The sequence below is a fragment of the Marinobacterium sp. xm-a-152 genome (assembly GCF_013282965.1).
Classification (GTDB): Bacteria; Pseudomonadota; Gammaproteobacteria; order Pseudomonadales; family Balneatricaceae; genus Marinobacterium_E.
This window is the reverse complement of the sequence record NZ_WBYI01000002.1, coordinates 204,489-227,494: the sequence shown is the minus strand read 5'-3', so window position 1 is coordinate 227,494 and position 23,006 is coordinate 204,489. Positions and strand designations below refer to the sequence as shown.

Below are 23,006 nucleotides of genomic sequence, written 5' to 3'. Positions count from 1 at the left end.
ACCTCAGTTATTCCGTGGTGCGTACTTTAGGGATTGAGATAGGGTTTGTATATAGTCATAACAGCTAAAAAGAGGTTATTTAGATATTATTTAGTTATATGTAAATAACCAAAGCCATTTTTGTGTCGATTTGTTGGTCGGCGGGTTAGTCTTGCCGCCATCTTGAGCGTTATACTTGTTAAAAATCATCTACTAATGAGGTGTCTCGTGGCATTCGATCCTAGCCAACGCATTTTTCCACTCACTCGCATGCGTCGTATGCGTGCTAGCACTTTCTCTCGTGATTTGATGCGTGAGAACCAGCTGACAGCCCAAGATCTGATCTACCCAATGTTTGTGATTGAGGGCGAAGGTGAGCGTGAAACGGTCCCCTCTATGCCGGGTGTTGAGCGACTCAGCATTGATCTGCTTGTTGATGCCTGTCAGGAAGCTTATGAACTAGGTATTCCTGCCGTGGCTCTATTCCCAGTCACACCTGCATCCGCTAAGTCTGAAATGGCCGAAGAGGCATTCAATCCAGAGGGTTTGGCACAGCGTGCCGTGCGAGCGATCAAAGCAAAATTACCAGAACTGGGTGTGATTACTGACGTTGCGTTGGATCCATTTACTACCCATGGACAGGACGGCATCATCGATGAAGAGGGTTACGTACTCAATGACATCACTGTTGATGTATTGGTGAAGCAGGCGCTCTCACACGCTGAAGCGGGCGCTGATGTGGTGGCCCCGAGTGATATGATGGATGGCCGTATTCAGGCGATCCGTGAAGCGCTAGAGGCCGGTGGTCATGTCAATACTCGCATCCTTGCGTACTCTGCCAAGTATGCAAGTGCTTACTACGGTCCTTTCCGTGACGCGGTAGGCTCTGCCGGTAACCTGGGTAAAGGCAATAAATACAGCTACCAGATGGACCCTGCTAACAGCGATGAAGCCCTGCACGAGGTTGCTCTCGATCTAGCTGAGGGTGCTGATATGGTGATGGTAAAACCGGGTATGCCCTATCTTGATATCGTGCGCCGTGTGAAAACTGAGCTACGTGTGCCTACCTATGCTTACCAAGTGAGCGGCGAATATGCGATGCACATGGCGGCGTTTCAAAATGGCTGGTTGGATGAGGAGTCGGTGATGATGGAGTCACTGCTGGCATTCAAACGAGCAGGTGCCGATGGCATCTTGACCTACTTTGCCGTTAAAGCGGCACGCCTGCTTAAATCGAAGGCTTAACCGCTGTTAAGTGATCTGCCTCTGTTGCGATTTGAAATCATCCAGCAGAGGCGCAAATCCGGCTTTGTAGTCCTGGTATCGACAGACAAAGCCACTCTCCCTCATCGCTCTGTTAGCGATGCGTTTATTCCCGCCACGCTGTATCGGCTCCTGATGATGGGCTGCCACGCCCAGTTGCTCTGCAAGCCACTTGGTAATCTCATGAATCGGTGCTGGGTGACCGTCGCTGGCTAAATAGAGTTCTTTCAGTGGTTGTTGGTCGATCGCTTTGCCAATTAAGTGCACAACAAAATCGGCCAAGTCGTCACTGTGTATACGATTGCTAAAATGAGTCGGCGTCTCTAACGCAATGGTTCCACTGAGGATGCGTTTTAGAAGGTGGGTACGGCCAGGGCCGTATATGCCGCTGCTGCGGATCAGGGTGCAAGCTGATCGCTGTTTAAACTGTGATTCGCCTTCCAAAAGTAGAACGGAGTGCGCCGTGTTAGGTTCAGCAGCGCTGAATTCATCAATCCACTCACCACGGTTTTGAGCATAGACGCCGGTTGAGCTAACCACAAAAGAGCGTATCGGTGCAGTTGGCAGTGCTTTTAATATGGCAGCCGGGGCATCGACGTATATCTGTCGGTAGTGCTCAATATCGCGTGATTTTGCGGCGGCCGAGAAGATGACGTAATCGACTTCTGGAAGGGGCGGGAGATTTTCAATTTCATAAAAGTCGCACGCTATTGGTTGTACGCCTTCCGATAGCTGGTCTATATTACGTCTAAGACCATAGACCTTATGTTGTTGACTGATGAGCTTGGTTGCAATGGTATTGCCCAAGTCACCACAGCCAATGATTAGAAAACGTTTCGACACGGTAGTGTTCTCCCTTTAGTCGTTAAAGATTACCAGAGGATCGAAAATGACGCTTACAGAACTTCGCTACATCGTCACGCTAGCTCGTGAACAGCACTTCGGCCATGCCGCCGAAAAATGCTTTGTCAGTCAGCCGACGCTCTCTATCGCCGTTAAAAAGCTGGAAGATGAGCTCGGTGTCGCGTTGTTTGAACGCAGTAAAAACGCCGTACGCGTGACGCCCATAGGTGACAAAGTAGTGCGTCAAGCACAGCGCGTATTAGAGCAGGCTGAAGCGATTAAAGAGCTCTCCCGTGAAGGTAAAGATCAGCTGGCTACCCCGTTACGTGTGGGTGCGATTTACACCATCGGTCCCTACCTTTTCCCTCGTCTAATTCCCGAAGTTCAGCAGATTGCACCGCAAATGCCTCTCTACATCGAGGAGAATTTGACCGAAGTTCTTCGAAGCAAAATACGCACTGGTGAGTTGGATGCGATCATCATCGCGTTGCCTTTCCATGAGCCCGATGTGCTGACTCGGGCGGTTTATGATGAGACCTTCAGTTTAATTACTCCAAAAGGGCATGAGCTGAGCAAAGCGGGCTCAGTGGACTCTCAGAAGTTGAACGAGCTGGATATGCTGCTGCTAGGTGAGGGGCACTGTTTCAGGGATCAGGTACTAGAGGCATGCCCAAGCTTGAATCAGTCGTTCCATGATCAACACAGAGTCACTGAAGGCAGTTCACTAGAGACCATTCGTATGATGGTCGCCTCTGGCTTAGGAACCAGCGTGTTACCAGAGTCGGCTTTAGCGAACCACCCCTCCAATGCGTTGGTTGATATTGTGCCGTTCAATGATCCCAAACCGATGCGATCGGTTGCTGTTGCTTGGCGTGCCAGCTTCCCTCGTCCACAGGCGATTGATGTGTTGGTTGATGCCATCGCTAAGTGCCGAGCGTTGGATAGTTAACTGGCCGTGTCTTCTCAGGTAGCCCATCGAAAGGTCACTGAGCTAAAGGGTGTTGGCGCTGCGCTAGCGTCCAAACTTTGCAAGCTAGGTATTCATAACTTTCAGGATCTGCTGTTTCACTTGCCGTTGCGCTACCAAGATCGAACGCGCATCACTGCGATAGGAGCGATGCGCCCCGGTGATGAGGTGGTGGTTGAGGCGCGTGTAATCGCGTGTGACATCGTGATGGGGCGCCGCCGAAGCCTGGTCTGCCGTATTCAGGATGGCACTGGTACCCTAACTCTGCGTTTTTTCCACTTCAGCGCTGCGCAAAAGAGCGGCTTGATCAATGCGGATATTCGCTGTTTTGGCGAGGTGCGCCCTGGTGCAAATGGTTTAGAACTGATTCATCCCGAGTACAAGCTGATGAAGGGCGATGGCTTTGATCAGTTGGAAGAGACGCTGACCCCAATCTATCCATTGACTGAAGGTTTGACTCAACCGCGCCTTAGAAGCCTGGTAGGGCAGGCACTCTCCGCTTTGGGTTCTGAACCCTTAGATGAGTTGCTGCCGGACTCTGAGCTAGCGCGCAACCATTACCCCTCACTAACCGATGCCGTGCGCTTTCTTCACCAGCCTCCTGTTGGTGTGGATTTGGAGTCGCTACTTGAAGGGCAGCATCCAGCGCAGAGACGCTTAGCTTTCGAAGAGTTATTGGCACATAACCTATCGCTTCGCGTGGTACGTCATCAGATGCAGACGCAAGGTGCGCCAGCGCTGAAATCGACGGGTCGACTCACGCTGCCGTTTCTAGATCGGCTGCCTTTTTCACTTACAGAGGCTCAGCTTCGTGTGGCACGAGAGGTGGCCCGTGATATGGGGCGCCCTTTGCCGATGTTGCGGTTGGTGCAGGGTGATGTGGGCTCAGGTAAGACCATGATTGCTGTATTGGCCGCGTTACAAGCGGTTGAAAACGGCAAACAAGCGGCGGTTATGGCTCCGACAGAAATTCTGGCCGAACAGCATCTAATCAACTTTAAAAGTTGGCTGGAGCCGCTTGGGATTAAGGTCTCGTGGTTGGCGGGTAAGGTAAAAGGTAAAGCACGGGAAGCGGCATTAGCTGAGATCAGTGGTGGTGAGGCTCAGGTGGTTGTCGGAACCCACGCCCTGTTTCAAGATGAGGTCGCCTTCCATGATCTGGCGATGGTTGTGATTGATGAGCAGCATCGATTTGGCGTCGATCAGAGGCTAAGTTTGCGTGAAAAGGGGCGAAATGACGGTAAAATACCTCATCAGCTCATAATGACCGCTACCCCCATCCCTCGTACACTAGCAATGAGTGCTTACGCTGACCTGGACTGCTCCATCATCGATGAGCTACCACCGGGCCGAACGCCAGTGCAAACGGTCGTGATTGATGACAGTCGTCGCGATCGAGTGGTTGAGCGCGTTGAACAGAACTGCAAACAGGGCCTGCAGGCCTATTGGGTCTGTACGCTGGTAGAGGAGTCCGAAGCGCTGCAGTGTCAGGCAGCCGAAACGACTGCCGAAGAGCTGCGCGAGGCTCTGCCCGATCTTAGAATTGGTCTGGTGCATGGTCGTCTGAAACCGGCCGAAAAAGCGGATGTGATGGCGCAATTCAAAGCGCATGAGTTGGATCTTTTGGTGGCTACGACGGTGATTGAGGTCGGCGTAGACGTTCCGAATTCGAGTTTAATGATCATCGAGAACCCCGAACGACTGGGATTATCACAGTTGCATCAGTTACGCGGCCGTGTAGGTCGAGGGTCGCGAGAGAGTTTTTGTGTTTTGATGTATCATGCGCCTCTTTCGCAGCAGGGTCGCGACCGTTTGGCAATCATGCGTGAGACCAGTGACGGTTTCCGTATTGCAGAGCGTGATCTTGAGTTGCGAGGCCCGGGTGAGGTGTTAGGCACCCGCCAGACAGGCATGATGAGTTTCAGAATCGCCGATCTGCAACGTGACGCTGACATGCTCGACAGTGTCCAGCAGACAGCAGAGCGCATAGAGACATCAACAGAATTAACCCGTCAGCTGTGTGATCGATGGATCCTCAATGCTGATCAATACGCACAGGTTTAAGATGCAACCAACAGAGAGACAGCTTCAAATAGTACGCCAGCAGATCGGTCGCGAGCCTCGCGGTATCGAGGCGATAGCGGCACAAACCCCTAGTGGTGTGCCATTGGTGTTACAGATGCGAAGCCTGATCGATGATAAGCCTTTCCCAACCCTCTATTGGCTGAGCAGTAAGGATTTAAGTGTTGAGATCAGTCGTGTCGAGATGACGGGCTGGATTAAGCGTTTTGAGGAGGAGCTGCAAGAGGATGCAGAGCTTCGTGATACCTACATGGCGCAGCAGAAACACTACATGGAGCGCCGCTGGGAACTGATGCGTCCGGAGGACAGACAGCGAATCGAAACTCTTGGGTTCACTAAGATGTTCAACGAGGTAGGCATTGGCGGTATTGCTAACTGGGACAAAGTTCGTTGTCTGCACATGAACTACGCCTACCACTTGGTGGAGCCCAATGTGGTTGGCCAGCGTCTTGATCAAGAGTTTCAGATGAACGAGCTGGCGCCGGAGTTTTAGGTCAATCAGGCACAAAAAAACGCGACCCAAGGTCGCGTTTTTTTGTCTTTGAGTTCGATTAGCCAACCAGCTTCTCGTACTTGATCATCAGTTGCTCTTCAGTTTCAACGTGATCAGGATCTTTTGGAATACAGTCAACCGGACAAACCTCAACACACTGTGGCGTGTCGTAGTGGCCTACACACTCAGTACATTTACTTGGCTCGATCTCGTAGATCTCATCCCCTGGGCTGATCGCCTCGTTAGGACATTCTGGTTCACACACATCACAGTTGATGCATTCGTCGGTAATCATTAGTGCCATCGTGTCTACCTCACTCTAGGCTCAAATCTAAACTAGTTAGAAAAATGTCGTTTCAATGCCGCATCGACAGCCGGATGAACAAACTCTGTCACGTCTCCACCTAATGACGCGATTTCGCGAATCAGCGTCGATGAGATGTACGACAAGTGTTCAGCCGGTGTTAAAAACAGGCTCTCAGCTTGTGGAGCCAACTTTCGGTTCATATTGGCAAGCTGAAACTCATATTCAAAATCTGAAACCGCTCGCAAACCTCGTAAAATGACGTCGCATTGATGATCTTTCAAAAGATCGATCAGTAGGCTGTTAAAGCCAACCACTTCTACGTTGTCGAGGTGTGCCAAGGATTCGCGTGCAAGTTCTACTCGAACATCCAAATCCAGCAGGGGACGTTTTTTTGGGCTCTCTGCCACAGCTACTACAATCTGACCAAACAGTTTGGAGGCTCTCTCCACCAAATCTACATGGCCGTTCGTAATAGGATCAAACGTTCCTGGGTAAGCTACCCTTTTCATCCCAGCTACTCCTAATAGCGGTAATATTCCCGCGGATGGTAACGGAATTGCGTCAAGGCGACAAATTATAGGAGAAACTTTTAATAATTAATAGATATATTAAATTATTTATCTATAACTAAAATTAATTTCTTTTATACAAGCGGTAGCTGACGTCACCTGCCTGTTTGTCGCGATACAGTTGCCAGTTATCTGGAACTAATAGGGTACTTAGCGATCTCTCAGTCTCTATATATATCATCGATCCATCTGCAAGAACTTGATTTTCCTCAAGTAGCTGACAGATGCCTGAAACTAAGTCTTTGTTGAAGGGGGGGTCTAAGAAGACCAGGTCGTATCGAAATTCACGGCTCGCTTGCTGCAGGAGCCATTGAGTAGCGTCTGTTTCGAGCACTTCAGCGTTTTGTGCCTTCAGCTCTTGCAGATTGTGTTTAAGTGAATTGCAGACCAAGCGCGATGCATCAATCAGTGTGGCGTGAGCTGCACCGCGCGACAGCGCTTCAAACGCCAGCGCACCGCTGCCGCTAAACAGATCCAGGCATTTGGCTGCTGGTGTGTAAGCTTGTAACCAGTTGAATAGCGTTTCTCGAACCCGATCCGGTGTTGGGCGAAGTCCTTCACTCTCTGGAAAGCTCAGTTTTCGTGAGCGCCAATCTCCGCCGATGATGCGAACGAACGAGTCATTTGCTCGATTATGAGGGGCGGGTTTGCTGTTTCTGTTGCGTCTAGGGCTCATTGAAAAAGGTCTCTGCCAAAGCAGTTTTAGGTAAACAGAAATTTTAACCTCAGCTTAGGCTAATAGATAGGCTTTCACAGCGTCTGATGTGGTAGAATTCTGGACTTATATTTTGACTGTTTAGTTCCCTCTGATTAGGACTGTTTAGACTATGGAATCTCTCTACAACTGGATGCTTGATAACGGCTATGATCCAGCCATTATCCCTTACGTTGCGGCCGCTTTTGCCGTCGTCATTTTGATTGTGATGATGCGTTATCTGAAAGGGGATAAAACTGAGGCTATTCAGGATTCTGCTTCAGAAAAAAGCGTTGAAGAGAGCGTTACAGAGGCCCCAGTTGAAACACCATCGGTTGACGAAGCGCCCGTTGAAGAGCCGCCTGTTGCTGAAGACGCAGTCGAAGAGGTAGTTGAGCCAGCAGCTGCAGAAGAGACGGTTGAGCCAGAAGCTGTTGAGACCGAAGTGGAGGTTGAACAGACTCCTGCAGAGCCAGAGCCAGAGCCAGAGCCAGAGCCAGAGCCAGAGCCAGAGCCAGAGCCAGAGCCAGAGCCAACAAAAAGCTTCTTCGATCGTGTTAAATCCGGTCTAAGTCGCACGAAAGCCGGCCTGACTGAGCAGATTACAACCCTCTTCGCCGGTAACCCTGAGATCGATGAAGATCTTATGGAAGAGATCGAGACCTTGTTGCTGATGGCCGATATTGGCGTTGAGGCAACGACAGAGATTATCGAACGTTTAACCGATCGTGTAGAGCGTAAACAGCTCTCGGATGGCGACGCTCTGCAGGCGGCTCTGAAACAGGAGCTGGCCGAGCTATTAGAACCCGTTGATCAACCGCTTGAATTACAGAGTGACAAATCCCCAATGGTGATTCTGATGGTGGGTGTTAACGGTGTCGGTAAAACAACGACCATCGGTAAACTGGCCAAGAAGTATCAGGGTGAAGGTAAGTCGGTGATGTTAGCGGCGGGTGATACCTTCCGTGCCGCGGCGGTTGAACAGCTTCAGGTTTGGGGTGAGCGAAATAACGTCCCAGTGGTTGCTCAACATACCGGTGCAGACTCAGCCTCTGTTCTATTTGATGCGCTTGAGTCAGCTAAAGCGAAAAACGTTGATGTATTGATTGCAGATACAGCGGGTCGTTTGCAGAACAAAGATAACCTGATGCAAGAGTTACAGAAGGTTGTTCGTGTGATGCAGAAGTTAGATCCTTCGGCGCCACATGAAGTGATGTTGGTACTCGACGCGGGTACGGGTCAGAACGCCATCAGCCAGGCTAAAGAGTTCAAAGAGGCGGTGGGCGTGACGGGCATTACCCTAACGAAACTCGATGGCACAGCGAAGGGCGGTATTATCTTTGCCATCGCCAAACAGTTTGGTCTGCCTATTCGATTCATCGGTGTCGGTGAGCAAGCTGATGACCTACGTCCTTTTGAAGCGAAAGCTTTTGTTGAGGCGTTGTTCGACTAACTCCTATGGCGGCTATTCAATTCACTAACGTCAGTAAGCGCTATGACTCTGGTCAAGAGGCCCTAAGGTCTGTCGACTTTACATTGGAGTCGGGCGAGATGGCCTTTTTGACAGGCCACTCGGGAGCAGGGAAGAGTACCCTGTTAAAACTGCTGACGCGCGTTGAGCAACCTAGCCGTGGTGATGTGTGGGTCGGTGATCAAAATCTATCTGAATTGTCTCGCAGCGAGATTCCGCAATATCGCCGAACCCTGGGTGTGGTCTACCAGAATCATCGTCTGTTAGAAGATCGCACTGTTTACCAGAACATTGCACTTCCACTGCGTATCGCAGGCTATAACGAAGAGGATATTGGTCGTCGCGTACGCGCGGCACTCGATCGAGTAGGACTGTTGGAGTCAGAGCAGAAGCTCCCACAGGCGTTATCGAGTGGCGAGCAGCAGCGTATCGGTATTGCGCGTGCCATTGTTCATAAGCCTAGGGTGCTGATTGCCGACGAGCCGACCGGTAACCTCGACCCTAGACTCTCTCTCGACATCATGAGTCTATTCGAGCAGTTCAACCGCATTGGAACGACCGTCTTGATCGCGACCCATGATGTGGCGTTGATCAAGCGAATGCGTCATAGAGTGCTGATTTTAGATAAGGGGCGACTGCGTCATGTCCAGTAGTGAGACTCGATCACGCGGCGCCTCTGATATCAGCGTCAGCCGTTGGCAACGCGTTAAACACTGGGCGGTACAGCACCGTCTAGAGAGTGCCGATGCCGTTAAGCGTCTTCTACATAATCGACTGTCGACGCTGGTGACACTGCTGCTATTGGCGGTTGTACTCGCTGTGCCAACCTTTATGTATTCGCTGTTGGGTAATTTGAAACAGCTGACACCGGGTACTGACTTTGAGCCTCAGCTTGCACTCTATTTAAGCCCAGAACTCAAAGCCGACGAGTTAGATCGATTCAGCCGTTCACTCCTGCTGCGTGATGATCTACTTTCGGTTGAATTGATCAGTAGCGATGTAGGTGCCAGCGAGTTTAAAAGCCACTCTGAACTGGGTGAGCTGATCAACCTATTGGATGAGAATCCACTCCCAGCGGTTGTGCTCGCGACGCCGCGTGATCAAGATCCTGCGACCATGAAAGCACTGCGTGAAAGCATGGCAGCCTTGCCAGAGGTGGATGTCGCCGAGTTAGACGTAGAGTGGTTAGAGCGTCTCGAAGTGATTTTAGGCTCATTCTCCAGCATCAGTTTTGTGCTGGCGCTGTTATTGGGTATGACCGTGCTTCTGGTGATCGCTAACACCATTCGTACCATGATCAGCAGTCGCCAAGAGGAGATTGAGGTCAGTTTGTTGATAGGCGCTACCGCTGCTTGGGTGAGACGCCCATTCCTCTATGCAGGACTGCTGTACGGACACTTTGGTGCACTGTTGAGCCTAGTATTGGTTTACTTCTCACTGGCACTTGTCGAAGCGCCATTGGCTGAGTTAACAGAGCTCTATATTGGTCGTTTTGATCTTCAGGGACCTGATTTGTCATTAATCATGGCGCTGTTAGTGGGCGGGACTATACTAGGATGGATAGGGGCATTCATTGCTGTATCCAGACAGATGGGGCAGTTAAATCAAGGCTCTGATTGATCGGATTTAGCCGGATTTGCGTTTATCTGTCACTCTGGTATCTTTTTGGGTCCAGTGTTGGTAAATATTAGTAATTCCTAATGAACTTTTTTGTCAAAACTGGGTCTAACTAGACAGTTAAAACGATTTAAAACAGTGTAAAAAACGAAAGTTTTTGAGGTTTAAAGAGAAATGGGCACTAGCTTGCAATTAGTTGAACATCTGACTCCGGGGCGCGATCTTGACGCTTACGTTCAGAATGTCAGCACTATCCCTATCCTCACTCCAGAGGAAGAACGGGAGCTTGCCGAGCGTCTGCATTTTGAGCAAGACCTTGATGCGGCTCGCCAGTTGGTTATGTCACATCTGCGCTTTGTTGTGCACATTGCGCGCAGCTACAAAGGCTACGGCCTTCCTCTCGGTGATTTGATCCAAGAGGGTAACGTTGGTTTGATGAAAGCGGTTAAGCGTTTTGATCCAACCGTTGGTGTTCGTCTAGTGAGCTTTGCCGTTCACTGGATCAAAGCCGAAATGCACGAATTCATTCTTCGCAACTGGCGTATTGTTAAAGTTGCGACGACCAAAGCTCAGCGTAAGCTGTTCTTTAACCTACGCTCACAGAAGAAGAGCCTAGGTTGGATGAACAATGATGAAGTTGAAGCGATCGCAGAAGATCTAGGCGTTGATGCTGCAGTAGTGCGTCAGATGGAGGGTCGCATGGCCGCCACTGACATGGCCTTTGATGCGCCTGCTGCTGATGATTCTGAAGAGAGTGCGCCTGTTGCACCGGCACTGTTCTTGGAAGACAAGTCTGCCGATCCAGCCGAGCTACTTGAAGAGCAGGATTGGGAAGATAATTCTAACCGCCAGTTAGCCGCAGCGATGGGCCAGTTGGACGAGCGCAGTCGAGATATCTTGGCACAGCGTTGGTTGCTTGATGAAAAAGCAACGCTGCACGAGTTGGCCGCTAAGTATGAGGTCTCTGCAGAGCGTATCCGTCAGCTTGAAAAGAACGCGATGAAGAAAATTAAAAACGCTTTAGTCGTTATCTAACGGATGAAAGTTTGTGAAAAAGCCGCATTAGCGGCTTTTTTTGTGTATGCTTGCGGCCCAAATGAGGTGATGATGCACGCGAAACGTTTTTTGATGATTGGTGCGCTTTTAGCGATGTTTTCGGTGATTTTTGGCGCTTTTGGTGCCCATTTACTGAAAAGCACCCTGTCAGCTGCTCGCTTTGAAACCTTCAGCACCGCTGTGGATTACCAGTTTTGGCAGGCTCTAGGTTTGATGGTGGTCGGTATTACCGGTTTTAAACTCAATAGTAAAAGCTGGCGCCTTGCTGGGTATTCGCTGTTGGCAGGGACGTTGATCTTCAGTGGCAGCCTCTATCTGCTAATCGCAACTGATACTGGTTGGTTAGGAGCGATCACCCCCATCGGTGGTATATTAATGATTATTGGCTGGGCACTGTTTGCCTGGTCGTTACGAACCTTACGGATAGAACAATGAGTGACACAGAACAGCAGCGCCCACACCGTACGATTAGAAGTTTTGTCGTACGCGCTGGACGCATGACAGAAGGGCAAGAGCGTGCAATGAAAGAGAACTGGCCTCTGTATGGGCTAGAACTTGAAGATGGCATGGTCGACTTTAAAACTCTGTTTGGCGATGATCGCCCCGTCACTCTAGAGATCGGTTTTGGTATGGGCGCGTCGCTGGTAGAGATGGCGCGCCGCTCACCTGAGAAGGGCTTTATTGGAATCGAAGTGCATCCTCCCGGTGTTGGTCGTTTGTTAGCTGATGCACGTGCCGAAGGGGTCGACAATATTCGCGTCTATTGTGAAGATGCGATCGAGGTACTGGCACAGTGCATACCGGATGGCTCTTTGGCGGGTGTGCAGCTCTTCTTCCCAGACCCTTGGCATAAGAAGAAGCACAATAAACGCCGCATTGTACAACCTGAATTTGCTCAAACCATTCGTCAAAAGCTGGCGATTGGCGGTGTCTTCCATATGGCGACTGACTGGGAGCCCTACTCAGAGCATATGATGGAAGTGATGAGTGCGGCAGAGGGCTATCAAAACCAGATGGGCGAAGGTCAGTTTTCGCCACAGCCAGACTTCCGCCCTGTGACTAAGTTCCAAAAACGGGGTGAAAAGCTAGGTCACGGTGTTTGGGATCTGATGTTCGAGCGCGTCAACTAAGATGGACAATCAACCGAATAATCCACTGCACGGCGTTAAGTTGGCTGATGTTGTCGAGCGTCTTGTGGATCATTACGGCTGGGATGAGTTGGGCGAGCGGATCGATATTAACTGCTTTCAGATCGATCCATCCGTTAAGTCATCCCTAAAATTTTTACGCAAACAGCAGTGGGCTCGCGATAAGGTAGAGCAGCTCTACATTGATACCTTCTGCTGAATAGAGAGAGTTAATTATGAAATTGTTAGTCCGTAATTTGGATCGTTCAACCACAGAAGCTGAGATTAAAGAGCTCTTTGAAGGTTACGGTAGCGTTCAGTACTGCACCTTGGTGATGGACGAGAAAACGGGCTCATCGAAGGGCTTTGGGTTTGTTGAAATGCCTAAGCCAGGTGAAGCGAAAGCGGCGGTTAAAAATCTAAACCACACACTGGTTGGCCGTAATATGATTCGTGTAAAAAAAGCGGAAGAGAGAGCGGACTGATCGCTCGAGTCACTTCTCAACTTAATTAAGGAGCCGATATGACAGCAATACTCCTCTCAATACTCTCTTCGTTAATTGGTGTGTGGGTGTTGGTATGGTTAATTGGTAATCTGCTGTTTAAGAAAAAGAGCTCGCCGCAAAAAGAGCTCTTCTCGCTACCATTAGCTTGGATGCTGGCCTCAATTGCTGGGGGTTACGCCATTGCTAACGGCGGTCCGCCACGCTTTGATGTGTCCCTGCTTCAGTACGGTATTGGCGCCTTTCTGCTGCTGATCTACTACGTCTCTGCCAGCTTTGCGAAAAAGCGCAGTAAAGATTCCGAGTAGTCATTGGGTGATCCAACGGGTTAAAGCTCACTTATAGAAGTTAACTCTTTAAGCTGAGATCGCCCATGCTGCCCAGTCAAAATGTACAGTGTCCCTATTGTTGGGAGATGATCGAGATTGTCTACGAGCCCGATGAGGCTGAGATGTTTGTCTGTGATTGTACGGTCTGTTGCCACCCCATCCACTTTTCTGTCTCAGTGGATGGGTATGGCGATTATTACATTACACCGCACTCAGAAGATGATTTCTGATCAGTCTTATTCGCGGCCTTTGTAAGACCGCTCCAACAGTGCGCCGACAGAGCTCCAACACTGGGTTGGAGCCTTATCGAGGATGAGGCGATAGATCAGTACTGGTTGATATCCTGATCACTCTTTTTATTGAACAGTGCGCGCAGAGCAATCAGCGTGATCACTGAGATAATACCGACGATCAGTAGCTCATCGATTACGCCAGAATCCAATAGGGTCGGGATCAGATTCAACTTAATCAATAGGCCCGTTAGGATTGACCCGATACCGAAGCTGATAGAGATGTAAGCGAGGTTCAACACCATCTCAATGATGATGAGCCCCAATCCAAGAATCAGCCAGCCGTTTCCGTTTGTAAAAAAATCCATCATTTACTCTTTAATCCGTCGCCAACGGTCTGTGCTAATAGCTCTAATGAGCCAATTGCTTTAGTGATGTCTGTCGGCATGATCACTGTTTTGCTGTTATCAGCTGCTGCAACCTCAGACAGTGCTGCAACCTGTTTCTGTAGAATATCGAAGTTGATCGCCGATTGCCCGCCGTTATTAATAGCATCGGCTATCATGCGCGTCTGCTCGGCGGTCGCTTCGGCTTTCACTTTTATCGCATAGGCATCTGCATCGGCCGCGACTCTTACCGCTTCAGCTTGCTTTTGTGCTTCGTAGAGTTGTGCCTCTGCATTCAGCTCCACAGAGCGTTTTTGGCCTTCTGCCTGCGCAACCTGTGCCCGACGCTGACGTTCTGCATTGAGTTGCTGACGTTGCGCCTCTTTGGTCTGCTCATCCACTTGAACATCGGTGATCTCAGTACGAGTAATCTCAATTCCCCAGACTTCAGCTGCTTTTTGCAGATTGGTCAGGATCTCTTCGTTCATCTGAGCGCGTGATGATTGCAGCTCATCAAGGTCCAGCTTGCCCGCTGCAGAGCGAACAATCGACTCGGCTGTCGTCTGAATGGCTTGATCGATGTTCTGAATACGGTAGACCGAGCGGGCCGCATCGGTAATACGGTAGAAGTTGGTCGCCTCTAGGATCACTTCAACGTTATCTTTGGTAATGACGCTGATCTCAAAGGCCGGTAGCTGGCGTTCAAGTATAGAGATGCGGTGACGCACTTGGTCGATCATAGGGACAATAAAGTTGATCCCTGCGTTCAGGGTTTTGGAGAACTTACCAAAACGTTCAACGACAAATACCTGTGACTGTGGAACAACCTTAACGGCAGACCAGGCGAGTACGAGGAAGAAGATTGCAAAAGCTAAGGTGACGATCATGCCGCCACTAAGGAATTCACCGTTCATTGATCACTCCAAATTGATACTGTTTTACTTAGCATAGTACATAGATTCAGATTAATCTTTGATGGAAAGCTTTAAGATTCGTTTTGGTGCCTGAGTGCATTTATCGCGGCCTTTTTAAGACCGCTCCAACAGAGCGCCAATAGTTCTCCAGCACTGGATTGGAGCCTTATCGAAGATGAGGCGATTGCTCTCTATTGTTGCTGTAGAGACCACATACCAGCATAAACGCCCTGTTGGGCAAGGAGTTCTGTGTGAGTACCCTGTTCCACCGCTTCGCCTTTGCGCATCACTAGGATGTTATCGGCATCGATAATCGTCGACAGACGGTGCGCGATCACCAAACTCGTATGGTTTTTCGAGAGTGATGTAAAGGCGTTAAGGATCGCCTGCTCATTGTCGCTATCCAACGCTGAGGTCGCTTCATCAAAGAGCAAAATGGGTGGGCGTTTCAGAATCACGCGGGCAATCGCAATGCGTTGTTTTTCACCGCCAGAGACTTTTAGGCCACGTTCGCCAACCAGGGTATCCACCCCCTCAGGGAGTGCCGCAATGAAGTCGTTTAGGTTGGCCAGCTCAATCGCTTTGAGAACCTCTTCTCTGCTTGAACCTGGGCGTCCATAAGCCACGTTGTTGTAGATCGTATCGTTAAACAGGACGGTATCCTGCGGAACCACGCCAATCGCTTGTCGTAATGAGTGCTGAGTCACTTGGTCGATCGGCTGGCCATCTATGCTGATCTGCCCCGACTGAACATCATAAAATCGAAACAGCAGTCGCGCTAAGGTCGATTTGCCCGATCCACTTGGCCCGACGATGGCGACCTTTTTACCCGCTTCTACTTTGAAGCTGACACTTTTCAAAATTTGACGGTCGGGGTGGTAAGCAAAGTTGACGGAGTCAAAGCAAATGGCGCCCCCTTGAGTTATCAAGTCGGTTGCATCGGGGCGGTCGACAATCTTAGGCTGCTTCTTCAACAACCCAAACATATTCTCAATGTCTGTCAGGGCTTTGCGCACTTCACGGTAGACCATGCCAAGGAAATTAAGCGGCATGAATAGCTGTAAGATGTAGGCATTAATCATGACTAACGAACCCAGGGTCATGGCTCCGCTTGCAACATCCTCTGCGGCCAGCCAGAGCATTAAGATGATCCCTAGCGAGATGATGAATGCCTGACCGCTGTTGAGGATCATCAACGTCATGCGCGTTTTTAAACGAGCCGTTTCCCAGCTGGCTAGGTTTTTATCGTACTGGCTGGCCTCATACTCCTCATTGCCAAAGTATTTTACGGTCTCATAGTTGAGCAGGCTATCAATGGCTCGAGTATTGGCTTGAGAGTCGAGTTGATTGGTTTCGCGCACGTAGCGGTTGCGCCATTCGGTAGTGAGTATGGTGAAGTAGATGTAGATACCAACGCAGACCACAACCACCAATGCGTACCAGACACTGAAGTTGAACAGCAAAATGGCAGCAACGAGGCTGATCTCAATCAGCGTTGGTACGATGTTAAAGACCATCATCCTCATCAAAAAGCTGAAGCCATTACTGCCACGGTCAATGTCGCGAGAGATACCACCGGTCTGCCGAGAGAGATGGAAATCGAGTTCTAATGAGTGGAGGTGGCGAAAGACTTTGAGCACCATCCGGCGCATCGCTCTCTCTGTGACTCGGCTAAACACCGCATCGCGAGCTTCTGCAAAGAAGACCGAGCCAAAGCGGAGCATCCCATAGGCTACGACCATCGCAATGGGCACTGTAATCAATGGATTCAGAGAGGCATCTAGACCATCAACGATCTGCTTCAAAGCCAGTGGCATAGCAACCACTGCAAGCTTGGCGGAGATCAGCAACAGAAATGCGACCGCCATGCGACGGCGATACTCCCACAAGTAAGGCCAGATCATTTTAATGACCGACCAAGCCTCGCTCATGCCAACAGTGTTGCTGCTATTGGAGTCGCTCTTGTAGTGCCGGCCGCCGCCGTGTCGTGACATATTGAGTCTCTGATCAGTAGTTGATACTAACTTTGCCGGCAGCGGTTACCGCCTTCTCGATGGCCGCTTCAACGCTGTCAGCCTGACAAAGCGCCACACCTAGGCGGCGACTTCCAGCGATTTCGGGTTTTCCGAATAGACGCAGTTGCGTGTCGTTATCACTCAGCGCTTCCCTAACCCCATCAAATTGAATGTCTGTAGAGTGTCCATCACCCAAGATGACCGCTGATGCAGAAGCACCAAGCTGGCGAATGTTACCGATAGGGAAGCCGAGAATGGCACGGGCATGCAGCGCAAATTCAGAGAGATTCTGGGAAATCAGTGTGACCAATCCCGTATCGTGTGGTCGGGGTGACACTTCGCTGAAGTAGACCTCATCGCCTTTGATAAACAGCTCGACACCGTAAATGCCAAAACCCGCTAAGTTCTCGACCACTTTGCGAGCGGTCTCTTGTGAGCGTTGTAGTGCAAGATCTGACATCGCTTGTGGTTGCCAAGATTCACGGTAGTCACCCCCTTCCTGACGGTGGCCAATCGGTGCACAGAAGTGGATGCCATCAACGGCGTTGACCGTCAGCAGTGTGATCTCGTAATCAAAATCGACAAACCCTTCAACGATGACACGGCCTTTCCCGGCACGGCCACCCTCTTGAGCATATTGCCAGGCCGGTGCCACATCCGCTTCAGAACGAACCAACGACTGCCCTTTGCCGGATGAGCTCATGATCGGTTTCACGACACAGGGAATACCAATCTCTTTGATAGCCTCTTGATAGTCAGCCTCAGTATCTGCGAAGCGATAAGCTGAAGTCGGTACTCCTAGTGTTTCAGCCGCTAGGCGACGAATACCTTCACGATCCATTGTCAGACGCGCGGCCCGTGCGGTAGGGACTACCTTGAATCCTTCGCTTTCAAGCTCAAGCAGTGTCTCGGTTGCTAAGGCTTCAATCTCGGGCACGATATAGTCCGGTTTTTCGCTCTCAACAACGGCACGCAGTGCACCACCATCCAGCATGTTGATGACGTGGCTTCGGTGAGCGACATGCATAGCAGGCGCATTTGCGTATCGATCTACGGCAATCACCTCTAAACCCAAGCGCTGAAGTTCGATGACAACCTCTTTACCGAGTTCACCAGAACCCAACATCATGACGCGTGTTGCGCTGTTACAAAGAGCGGTACCTAACATTTTTGACTCCTAAAATTTTTACTCCATATTACCATGCTAACAGGAGATCTGAGAGGGTATTAGAATATCCCCAACTTTGATTCTGAATGCGCTAGACTTTACCTAAAATGGGATGGAATAGATAAAATGGCAGTCACAATTAACGAGACATCTTGGCCGCAGCTGCAGCGCTTAAGGTTTATTGAGCGTCAGCTGTTGTGGGAGCGTGAAGTCACCGCGCCTATGTTGGTTGGGGCCTTTGGTATTGCTCGTCCAGAGGCGCAAGAGGCGATTAATACCTACTGTGAGTTCGCGCCTGAAAATGTTCGCTCCTATTCGCCATCTGATCGCAGTTACAAACCCACTCAGGGGTTTAAGCCTAAGCTGATTCCAGATTCGGCTGACTCGTTGATCACCATCTCCCGCCTATCGACTCCGGCGAACCCCGACTTCTTCTCTGTACCCGTATTGAATCGATCGACTGCGCCCGGCGCGTTAGCCACTATTTTGGCAGGCATTGAGAATCGAAGCCGTATAGAGGCGGTCTATGTTTCGATGCAGAATCCAGAGGGTTCACTTCGATCGATTACACCCTGTGCCATCATCAGTGCCAGCAATCGATTGCATGTACGTGCCTATTGTTGGGAGCGACAAGCTTATCGTGACTTTGTGTTAAGTCGCTTCCGCGGTGCTCTGACTCTTAAAGAGGGTGGAGATGAGCTGCCGGTCGACAATGCGTGGAATGAATCACTCTCTGTTCGACTGGTCGTTAATGACGCGCTTACAGCGGCACAACAACGACTGGTCATCGATGATTTTGACCTGGAGCAGCTTGAAGCGTTTGAGATTCGTAAAGCGCTGATCGGTTACTTTTTGCAGGCGAATCTACTACCCACCAGTGAGTCAGAGCTTAATGAGGCCAAAACTCACCCTGAGCGCTTCCCCGTGTTAGCGGTTAGTAACTCAGGTGAGTCGGTCATTAGTTACGCGTTTTAAGCATCGATGCAGAGCTGGTGCTGCTCACCGAGCCCTTCGATGCCAATTCGCACCCTATCACCAGCCATAAGATACTTTTGGGGTGATTGACCCATACCGACACCAGGGGGAGTCCCCGTCATAATGACGTCGCCAGCTTCTAAGGTCATAAATTGGCTCAAATAGGCGACGATCGTTTTGACATCAAACACCATCGTATTGGTATTTCCGTCTTGGAAACGCTCACCGTTAATCTCTGTAAACATCCTTAGATTTTGCGGATCAACGATTTCATCTTTGGTCACTAAGTAGGGCCCGATAGGAGCAAAGCTGTCATGGGATTTCCCTTTGTCCCAGCTGCCTAAACGCTCAAGTTGAAAAGCTCGTTCGGATAGGTCGTTGGCAAGACAAAAGCCAGCAATATGATCCATCGATTGATCTTCTGAAATGTATTTTGTTTTTTTGCCAATGACGATGGCCAGCTCGACTTCCCAGTCTGTTTTATCGGCACCACGTGGAATTTGTATAGGGTCATTTGGGCCTGAAATCGCGCTGGTGGCTTTCATAAAGAGAACGGGTTCTGAGGGAAGCTCCATGCCCGCTTCTGCGGCATGATCTGAGTAGTTCAAGCCGATACAGACTATTTTGCCAACCTCACCAATACAGGGGCCGACTCTTTCTGATGAATCGATAATGGGAAGTGAATCGAGATCTACCGCTCTTAATCTCTCGAGCGCTTGATTCGATAATAGATCGCCGTTGATATCTGGAACAACAGAAGAGAGGTCTCGAATCTGTTGATCTTTATCCAGAATGGCAGGTCTCTCTTGCCCTATGGCGCCGACTCGTAACAATTTCATTAGGAGCTCCTTATAGTTTAGGCCTAATTAACTATGCGGACCTAGTCAGGTCAAGAGAAACTAAAAAGGGAGCCGAAGCTCCCCACACTGCAAAAGGTTCTAACCTATTGTTGGTTTCAAAAACTCATTCAGAGCCTGCAGTGGTGTCTCTTAGTGTTTGCCGCCTTTACCACCTTTGCCGTGGCCGTCTTTACCAGAGTGCATGTTTTCGAACTTAGCGATTTGATCTTCTGTCAGCAGCGATTTTATATCTTTGTGCATCTGGTCACGCATGCCATCACGCGCATTGGCTTTCATGTTTTCACGCTGCTCTGCCGTTAGGGTCGCTTGCATCTGTTCACGATCCGCATCACGTTTTGTGAACATAGCTAAAAGCTGTGATTGTTGGTCGGCTGATAGATCCAGACGCTGAGTCAGTTTCTCAACACGATCTTCAGCGCTTTTTGGGCCACCTTTACCCCCTTTTTCATGTGCGTATACCGCGCCTGATAGTGCACCGATTGTTAGTGTTACAGCAGTAATTGAAGCGATGATTGTCTTTTTCATGTGAACTCTCCGTTCGTTGTTCGTTTCGATGTATCCATTATTGATGATGGCAATGCTAAGTTGGGTTGCGAGTTCGTAAAGTTGCGTAAAGTTTTGGGAGTTTGACGCAGCCAAGCGTAAACTGGGCCCAAATAGGAGTGAATATGAGCACACAAATACTGTTAGTTGATGACGATCTTGATCTGACGGACATGCTGGGTGAATACCTTGAGAATGAGGGGTTCTCAGTGACTCAAGCAGGGTCAGCAGAGCAGGCTATCGAGTTGTTTGATGCTGGCAATCAGTTTGATCTCTGTGTGTTCGATATCATGATGCCTGGCCTATCTGGACTTGAGTTGCTGCAGCAGGTTCGTCCTAAGGTCTCTACACCTGTCATCATGTTGACCGGTAAAGGGGATGATATTGATCGCATCCTGGGACTAGAGATGGGGGCTGATGACTACCTGTCTAAACCGGCCAACCCGCGCGAGCTGCTGGCGCGTATTCGTGCCGTGTTACGCAGGTCTGTTCCCGTTAAAGAGGAGACTAACAAACAGACGCTTTCGGTTGGGGCAGTGAATCTTACCCCAGCTCGTCGAGTGGCTTGTGTTGATGAGATAGAGTTACAGCTAACCGCAGCTGAATTTAATGTGCTGGCTTTGTTGATGGAGCGTGCTGGGCAGGTCGCGTCAAAAGAGTGGCTGACCGAACAGGTACTGCACCGCAAATTAACGGCTTACGATCGATCGATCGATGTCCACGTCAGCCGTGTTAGACAGAAGCTTGAGCAGGCAAAGCCTGGCTTAGCCGAGATGATTAAAACAGTCCGTGGTGAAGGCTACCAGATGGTCGTTGGGGTGGAGGGTTAATGCGCTGGTATCAACATCTATTCTGGCGCATCTTCGGCGCCGTCTGGCTGGTCAGCACGCTTGGTATTCTTATCAGCTTGACCCTGTTCATCTCTGTCACTGATACTCCCGATCGCACCGAGAGCCAAAAGCAGAAAGCGACTATCATCGCAGAGCAGTTAATCTCCGATTATCAGTATGGGATGCAACGTAAAGAGCAGCGCCGACGTCTACCGCTTTGGATCTATGAGAAGCGATCCAATCAACTGATCTACTCGTCAGGTAGACGGTCACAACCCAAGGATGCAATGGTGACAGAGATCATCGCTGCTGATGGCACCCCATACCTCGTCTACTTCCCACCCGAACGAAATGAAGAGCTGTTTGAACGGATGTGGGGGTTCTTACTCTCCTTCCAAGTTTTGTGGGTCATTGCGGTCTCCTTTGGCAGCAGCCTTCTGGTCACGTGGTTAGTCGTCAGACCGATTAACGACTTGAAGGGGTTTGTTCGCCGCCTTCATCAACAGGGTAATTTAAGCAGTCGAGCCGAGGGTAAGCTCGTCAAACGAGGCGATGAGCTGGGCCAGCTGGCACGTGAGTTTAACCAGATGGTTGATTACGTTGAGCAGACGCTCGATAGCCAACGGCATCTTCTGCAGGATGTCTCTCATGAGCTACGAGCACCTTTAGCCCGTCTTCAGGCGGCAGCAGGTTTGGCAGAGCAGAAGTGGGGTGAGGATGATCGTACCCTGCAACGCATTAATAAAGAGTGCGTTAAATTAGACGGTTTAATCTCTGAAATACTCACACTGGCCCGAGCTCGAGATGCCGAAGCGACTGCACCAATTTTGGATCTGGCACTGCTGTGTCGGGATCTGGTGCAGGACGCCCGTGTCAGCGGCCCACAGCATCAATTCGACCTATCACTTGATGTCACTGATGGAGCAACCATTCGGAGTGAACCACTGAGTCGAGTCGTCAGCAATCTGTTGAATAACGCCATCAATCACACGCCACAGGGTACGTTGATTAAGGTATCTGTCGCTACTGATAACGGCAGGCTAACGATTCGAGTGGTTGATAATGGACCCGGATTACCAGAATCGATTCTAGATTCGATTGGGCAGCCATTTAGACGTGGGGCCAACTCAGGCGGTTACGGTTTGGGTTTGAGTATCGTGACTCGAGCGACTGAACGCGTCGGTGGGGAGGTTCAGTTCCAAAACCTCGCGCCAACGGGGCTTCAAGTAGATATAAAAATGCCGCTAGCGAACTGATCGGTAGCGGCATTTTTGAAATGGATCGAAGCTTAAAGCGCTTCTGAACCCGTCTCGCCAGTACGAATACGTACCACTTGCTCAACTGGCATAACGAAGATTTTACCATCACCGATCTTGCCAGTATTGGCCGTAGAGCTGATCGCTTCAATGACTTGATCTAGCATGTCGTCGTCGATCGCGACTTCAATTTTTACCTTAGGAAGGAAGTCCACTACGTACTCGGCACCACGGTAAAGTTCTGTGTGACCTTTCTGACGACCGAAGCCTTTAACTTCAGTCACTGTAACACCTTGGATACCAATGTCAGACAGCGCTTCGCGCACATCATCCAGTTTGAACGGTTTGATAACTGCCGATACCAGTTTCATAGTTTCTCCTTGTTGAACTGGGCAGGCAAAACTGTCCCAATTCGCTGTAAATTTTCATCCATTATGTACATGGATGGTTTAACCTTCAAGTTTCCTGATCAACCTGTTTGTCCAGAAACGAAAAAAACCCTACCTGGGGGTAGGGCTGAGAAGAGGGG

At 50.0% G+C, this 23,006-nt stretch carries 28 protein-coding genes; 17 read left to right on the top strand and 11 right to left on the bottom strand.

The window, feature by feature from the left end; translation table 11 throughout:
- Positions 1–207: 207 nt before the first annotated feature.
- The gene (gene hemB / locus XMA152_RS02695; RefSeq protein WP_371731467.1) at positions 208–1,224 is read left to right on the top strand and encodes a porphobilinogen synthase; all 1,017 of its coding nucleotides are present in this window, start codon (positions 208–210) and stop codon (positions 1,222–1,224) included.
- 6 nt (positions 1,225–1,230) lie between these two features.
- Here hemB and XMA152_RS02690 read toward each other — a convergent pair whose 3' ends face one another.
- A complete protein-coding gene (locus XMA152_RS02690; protein WP_173482625.1) occupies positions 1,231–2,085 on the bottom strand; it encodes an NAD-dependent epimerase/dehydratase family protein in 855 nt (284 codons plus the stop codon).
- 46 nt (positions 2,086–2,131) lie between these two features.
- Between XMA152_RS02690 and XMA152_RS02685 the strand changes: the two genes are divergently transcribed.
- From XMA152_RS02685 to XMA152_RS02675, 3 genes are read left to right on the top strand one after another with little or no spacing between them, the layout of a single operon-like run.
- Positions 2,132–3,034 carry a hydrogen peroxide-inducible genes activator gene (locus tag XMA152_RS02685; RefSeq protein ID WP_173482624.1) on the top strand — a complete coding sequence of 301 codons (903 nt, stop codon included), beginning with the start codon at positions 2,132–2,134 and terminating at the stop codon, positions 3,032–3,034.
- A gap of 6 nt (positions 3,035–3,040) precedes the next feature.
- Complete coding sequence (recG, locus tag XMA152_RS02680) at positions 3,041–5,116, top strand: ATP-dependent DNA helicase RecG (RefSeq protein ID WP_173482623.1); 2,076 nt, start codon at positions 3,041–3,043, stop codon at positions 5,114–5,116.
- Entirely contained in the window at positions 5,091–5,627 is a 537-nt protein-coding gene (locus XMA152_RS02675) for a DUF501 domain-containing protein (RefSeq protein WP_254442848.1), read from the top strand. Before recG ends, XMA152_RS02675 begins: the two co-directional genes overlap by 26 nt.
- A 58-nt stretch (positions 5,628–5,685) precedes the next feature.
- Here the strand turns inward: XMA152_RS02675 and XMA152_RS02670 are convergent, their stop codons facing one another.
- The 3 genes from XMA152_RS02670 to rsmD form a co-directional block, all read right to left on the bottom strand.
- On the bottom strand, positions 5,686–5,931 hold the full coding sequence (locus tag XMA152_RS02670) for a YfhL family 4Fe-4S dicluster ferredoxin (protein ID WP_173481884.1): 246 nt from the start codon (positions 5,929–5,931) through the stop codon (positions 5,686–5,688).
- 32 nt (positions 5,932–5,963) lie between these two features.
- Entirely contained in the window at positions 5,964–6,443 is a 480-nt protein-coding gene (gene coaD, locus XMA152_RS02665; protein WP_173481885.1) for a pantetheine-phosphate adenylyltransferase, read from the bottom strand.
- Between the two features lie 124 nt (positions 6,444–6,567).
- Positions 6,568–7,179, bottom strand: coding sequence for a 16S rRNA (guanine(966)-N(2))-methyltransferase RsmD (rsmD, locus tag XMA152_RS02660; RefSeq protein WP_173481886.1), 612 nt, complete (start codon positions 7,177–7,179; stop codon positions 6,568–6,570).
- A gap of 247 nt (positions 7,180–7,426) precedes the next feature.
- Here rsmD and ftsY point away from each other — a divergent pair, with 247 nt between their 5' ends.
- From ftsY to XMA152_RS02610, 10 genes are all read left to right on the top strand, one after another.
- Complete coding sequence (gene ftsY / locus XMA152_RS02655; protein WP_371813276.1) at positions 7,427–8,650, top strand: signal recognition particle-docking protein FtsY; 1,224 nt, start codon at positions 7,427–7,429, stop codon at positions 8,648–8,650.
- Positions 8,651–8,655: 5 nt separating this feature from the next.
- A complete protein-coding gene (gene ftsE / locus XMA152_RS02650) occupies positions 8,656–9,321 on the top strand; it encodes a cell division ATP-binding protein FtsE (protein WP_173481887.1) in 666 nt (221 codons plus the stop codon).
- On the top strand, positions 9,311–10,288 hold the full coding sequence (ftsX, locus tag XMA152_RS02645) for a permease-like cell division protein FtsX (RefSeq protein WP_173482622.1): 978 nt from the start codon (positions 9,311–9,313) through the stop codon (positions 10,286–10,288). The genes ftsE and ftsX overlap by 11 nt, the downstream gene beginning before the upstream one ends.
- A 171-nt stretch (positions 10,289–10,459) precedes the next feature.
- Complete coding sequence (gene rpoH / locus XMA152_RS02640; protein WP_173482621.1) at positions 10,460–11,320, top strand: RNA polymerase sigma factor RpoH; 861 nt, start codon at positions 10,460–10,462, stop codon at positions 11,318–11,320.
- A gap of 72 nt (positions 11,321–11,392) precedes the next feature.
- Complete coding sequence (locus tag XMA152_RS02635) at positions 11,393–11,776, top strand: DUF423 domain-containing protein (RefSeq protein WP_173482620.1); 384 nt, start codon at positions 11,393–11,395, stop codon at positions 11,774–11,776.
- Positions 11,773–12,471 carry a tRNA (guanosine(46)-N7)-methyltransferase TrmB gene (gene trmB / locus XMA152_RS02630; protein ID WP_173482619.1) on the top strand — a complete coding sequence of 233 codons (699 nt, stop codon included), beginning with the start codon at positions 11,773–11,775 and terminating at the stop codon, positions 12,469–12,471. The genes XMA152_RS02635 and trmB overlap by 4 nt, the downstream gene beginning before the upstream one ends.
- Before the next feature lies 1 nt (position 12,472).
- Positions 12,473–12,688: a VF530 family DNA-binding protein gene (locus XMA152_RS02625; RefSeq protein ID WP_173481892.1), complete on the top strand. Its 216-nt coding sequence runs from the start codon at positions 12,473–12,475 to the stop codon at positions 12,686–12,688.
- Positions 12,689–12,704: 16 nt separating this feature from the next.
- On the top strand, positions 12,705–12,953 hold the full coding sequence (locus XMA152_RS02620; RefSeq protein WP_173481893.1) for an RNA-binding protein: 249 nt from the start codon (positions 12,705–12,707) through the stop codon (positions 12,951–12,953).
- Between the two features lie 38 nt (positions 12,954–12,991).
- Complete coding sequence (locus XMA152_RS02615; RefSeq protein ID WP_173482618.1) at positions 12,992–13,279, top strand: hypothetical protein; 288 nt, start codon at positions 12,992–12,994, stop codon at positions 13,277–13,279.
- 65 nt (positions 13,280–13,344) lie between these two features.
- Positions 13,345–13,530 carry a CPXCG motif-containing cysteine-rich protein gene (locus XMA152_RS02610; RefSeq protein WP_173481895.1) on the top strand — a complete coding sequence of 62 codons (186 nt, stop codon included), beginning with the start codon at positions 13,345–13,347 and terminating at the stop codon, positions 13,528–13,530.
- Between the two features lie 95 nt (positions 13,531–13,625).
- On the opposite strand, the gene XMA152_RS02605 is transcribed toward XMA152_RS02610, so the two are convergent.
- The 4 genes from XMA152_RS02605 to purT all read right to left on the bottom strand — a co-directional run bounded on the left by XMA152_RS02605 (position 13,626) and on the right by purT (position 18,013).
- On the bottom strand, positions 13,626–13,898 hold the full coding sequence (locus XMA152_RS02605; protein ID WP_173481896.1) for a hypothetical protein: 273 nt from the start codon (positions 13,896–13,898) through the stop codon (positions 13,626–13,628).
- Entirely contained in the window at positions 13,898–14,830 is a 933-nt protein-coding gene (locus tag XMA152_RS02600) for an SPFH domain-containing protein (protein ID WP_173481897.1), read from the bottom strand. The genes XMA152_RS02605 and XMA152_RS02600 overlap by 1 nt, the downstream gene beginning before the upstream one ends.
- 191 nt (positions 14,831–15,021) lie before the next feature.
- Complete coding sequence (locus tag XMA152_RS02595) at positions 15,022–16,824, bottom strand: ABC transporter ATP-binding protein/permease (protein ID WP_254448266.1); 1,803 nt, start codon at positions 16,822–16,824, stop codon at positions 15,022–15,024.
- Positions 16,825–16,837: 13 nt separating this feature from the next.
- Positions 16,838–18,013, bottom strand: a complete 1,176-nt coding sequence (gene purT, locus XMA152_RS02590) for a formate-dependent phosphoribosylglycinamide formyltransferase (protein WP_173481898.1) — start codon at positions 18,011–18,013, stop codon at positions 16,838–16,840.
- Between the two features lie 126 nt (positions 18,014–18,139).
- On the opposite strand from purT, the gene XMA152_RS02585 reads away from it, so the two are divergent.
- Complete coding sequence (locus XMA152_RS02585) at positions 18,140–18,988, top strand: WYL domain-containing protein (RefSeq protein WP_173481899.1); 849 nt, start codon at positions 18,140–18,142, stop codon at positions 18,986–18,988.
- On the opposite strand, the gene XMA152_RS02580 is transcribed toward XMA152_RS02585, so the two are convergent.
- Positions 18,985–19,827: a fumarylacetoacetate hydrolase family protein gene (locus XMA152_RS02580; RefSeq protein WP_173482617.1), complete on the bottom strand. Its 843-nt coding sequence runs from the start codon at positions 19,825–19,827 to the stop codon at positions 18,985–18,987. The two genes, XMA152_RS02585 and XMA152_RS02580, sit on opposite strands and share 4 nt — an antisense overlap.
- Before the next feature lie 150 nt (positions 19,828–19,977).
- Positions 19,978–20,373 carry a hypothetical protein gene (locus tag XMA152_RS02575; protein ID WP_173481900.1) on the bottom strand — a complete coding sequence of 132 codons (396 nt, stop codon included), beginning with the start codon at positions 20,371–20,373 and terminating at the stop codon, positions 19,978–19,980.
- A gap of 143 nt (positions 20,374–20,516) precedes the next feature.
- On the opposite strand from XMA152_RS02575, the gene XMA152_RS02570 reads away from it, so the two are divergent.
- Positions 20,517–21,221, top strand: a complete 705-nt coding sequence (locus XMA152_RS02570; RefSeq protein WP_173481901.1) for a response regulator transcription factor — start codon at positions 20,517–20,519, stop codon at positions 21,219–21,221.
- Entirely contained in the window at positions 21,221–22,477 is a 1,257-nt protein-coding gene (locus XMA152_RS02565) for a HAMP domain-containing sensor histidine kinase (protein WP_173481902.1), read from the top strand. The genes XMA152_RS02570 and XMA152_RS02565 overlap by 1 nt, the downstream gene beginning before the upstream one ends.
- Positions 22,478–22,509: 32 nt before the next feature.
- Here XMA152_RS02565 and glnK read toward each other — a convergent pair whose 3' ends face one another.
- Complete coding sequence (gene glnK, locus XMA152_RS02560) at positions 22,510–22,848, bottom strand: P-II family nitrogen regulator (RefSeq protein WP_173481903.1); 339 nt, start codon at positions 22,846–22,848, stop codon at positions 22,510–22,512.
- Positions 22,849–23,006 lie beyond the last annotated feature (158 nt).

Bases quoted from the DNA above. Each gene is read 5' to 3' on its own strand.
- purT (WP_173481898.1), bottom strand. From the start codon at position 18,013: ATGTTAGGTACCGCTCTTTGTAACAGCGCAACACGCGTCATGATGTTG.
- XMA152_RS02625 (WP_173481892.1), top strand. From the start codon at position 12,473: ATGGACAATCAACCGAATAATCCACTGCACGGCGTTAAGTTGGCTGAT.
- ftsE (WP_173481887.1), top strand. From the start codon at position 8,656: ATGGCGGCTATTCAATTCACTAACGTCAGTAAGCGCTATGACTCTGGT.
- rpoH (WP_173482621.1), top strand. From the start codon at position 10,460: ATGGGCACTAGCTTGCAATTAGTTGAACATCTGACTCCGGGGCGCGAT.
- XMA152_RS02620 (WP_173481893.1), top strand. From the start codon at position 12,705: ATGAAATTGTTAGTCCGTAATTTGGATCGTTCAACCACAGAAGCTGAG.
- XMA152_RS02615 (WP_173482618.1), top strand. From the start codon at position 12,992: ATGACAGCAATACTCCTCTCAATACTCTCTTCGTTAATTGGTGTGTGG.
- coaD (WP_173481885.1), bottom strand. From the start codon at position 6,443: ATGAAAAGGGTAGCTTACCCAGGAACGTTTGATCCTATTACGAACGGC.
- XMA152_RS02610 (WP_173481895.1), top strand. From the start codon at position 13,345: ATGCTGCCCAGTCAAAATGTACAGTGTCCCTATTGTTGGGAGATGATC.
- XMA152_RS02585 (WP_173481899.1), top strand. From the start codon at position 18,140: ATGGCAGTCACAATTAACGAGACATCTTGGCCGCAGCTGCAGCGCTTA.
- XMA152_RS02675 (WP_254442848.1), top strand. From the start codon at position 5,091: ATGCTGATCAATACGCACAGGTTTAAGATGCAACCAACAGAGAGACAG.
- XMA152_RS02595 (WP_254448266.1), bottom strand. From the start codon at position 16,824: ATGTCACGACACGGCGGCGGCCGGCACTACAAGAGCGACTCCAATAGC.
- ftsX (WP_173482622.1), top strand. From the start codon at position 9,311: ATGTCCAGTAGTGAGACTCGATCACGCGGCGCCTCTGATATCAGCGTC.
- XMA152_RS02685 (WP_173482624.1), top strand. From the start codon at position 2,132: ATGACGCTTACAGAACTTCGCTACATCGTCACGCTAGCTCGTGAACAG.
- XMA152_RS02600 (WP_173481897.1), bottom strand. From the start codon at position 14,830: ATGAACGGTGAATTCCTTAGTGGCGGCATGATCGTCACCTTAGCTTTT.
- rsmD (WP_173481886.1), bottom strand. From the start codon at position 7,179: ATGAGCCCTAGACGCAACAGAAACAGCAAACCCGCCCCTCATAATCGA.
- glnK (WP_173481903.1), bottom strand. From the start codon at position 22,848: ATGAAACTGGTATCGGCAGTTATCAAACCGTTCAAACTGGATGATGTG.
- XMA152_RS02570 (WP_173481901.1), top strand. From the start codon at position 20,517: ATGAGCACACAAATACTGTTAGTTGATGACGATCTTGATCTGACGGAC.
- XMA152_RS02575 (WP_173481900.1), bottom strand. From the start codon at position 20,373: ATGAAAAAGACAATCATCGCTTCAATTACTGCTGTAACACTAACAATC.
- trmB (WP_173482619.1), top strand. From the start codon at position 11,773: ATGAGTGACACAGAACAGCAGCGCCCACACCGTACGATTAGAAGTTTT.
- XMA152_RS02605 (WP_173481896.1), bottom strand. From the start codon at position 13,898: ATGGATTTTTTTACAAACGGAAACGGCTGGCTGATTCTTGGATTGGGG.
- XMA152_RS02670 (WP_173481884.1), bottom strand. From the start codon at position 5,931: ATGGCACTAATGATTACCGACGAATGCATCAACTGTGATGTGTGTGAA.
- XMA152_RS02635 (WP_173482620.1), top strand. From the start codon at position 11,393: ATGCACGCGAAACGTTTTTTGATGATTGGTGCGCTTTTAGCGATGTTT.
- XMA152_RS02580 (WP_173482617.1), bottom strand. From the start codon at position 19,827: ATGAAATTGTTACGAGTCGGCGCCATAGGGCAAGAGAGACCTGCCATT.
- XMA152_RS02565 (WP_173481902.1), top strand. From the start codon at position 21,221: ATGCGCTGGTATCAACATCTATTCTGGCGCATCTTCGGCGCCGTCTGG.
- ftsY (WP_371813276.1), top strand. From the start codon at position 7,427: ATGATGCGTTATCTGAAAGGGGATAAAACTGAGGCTATTCAGGATTCT.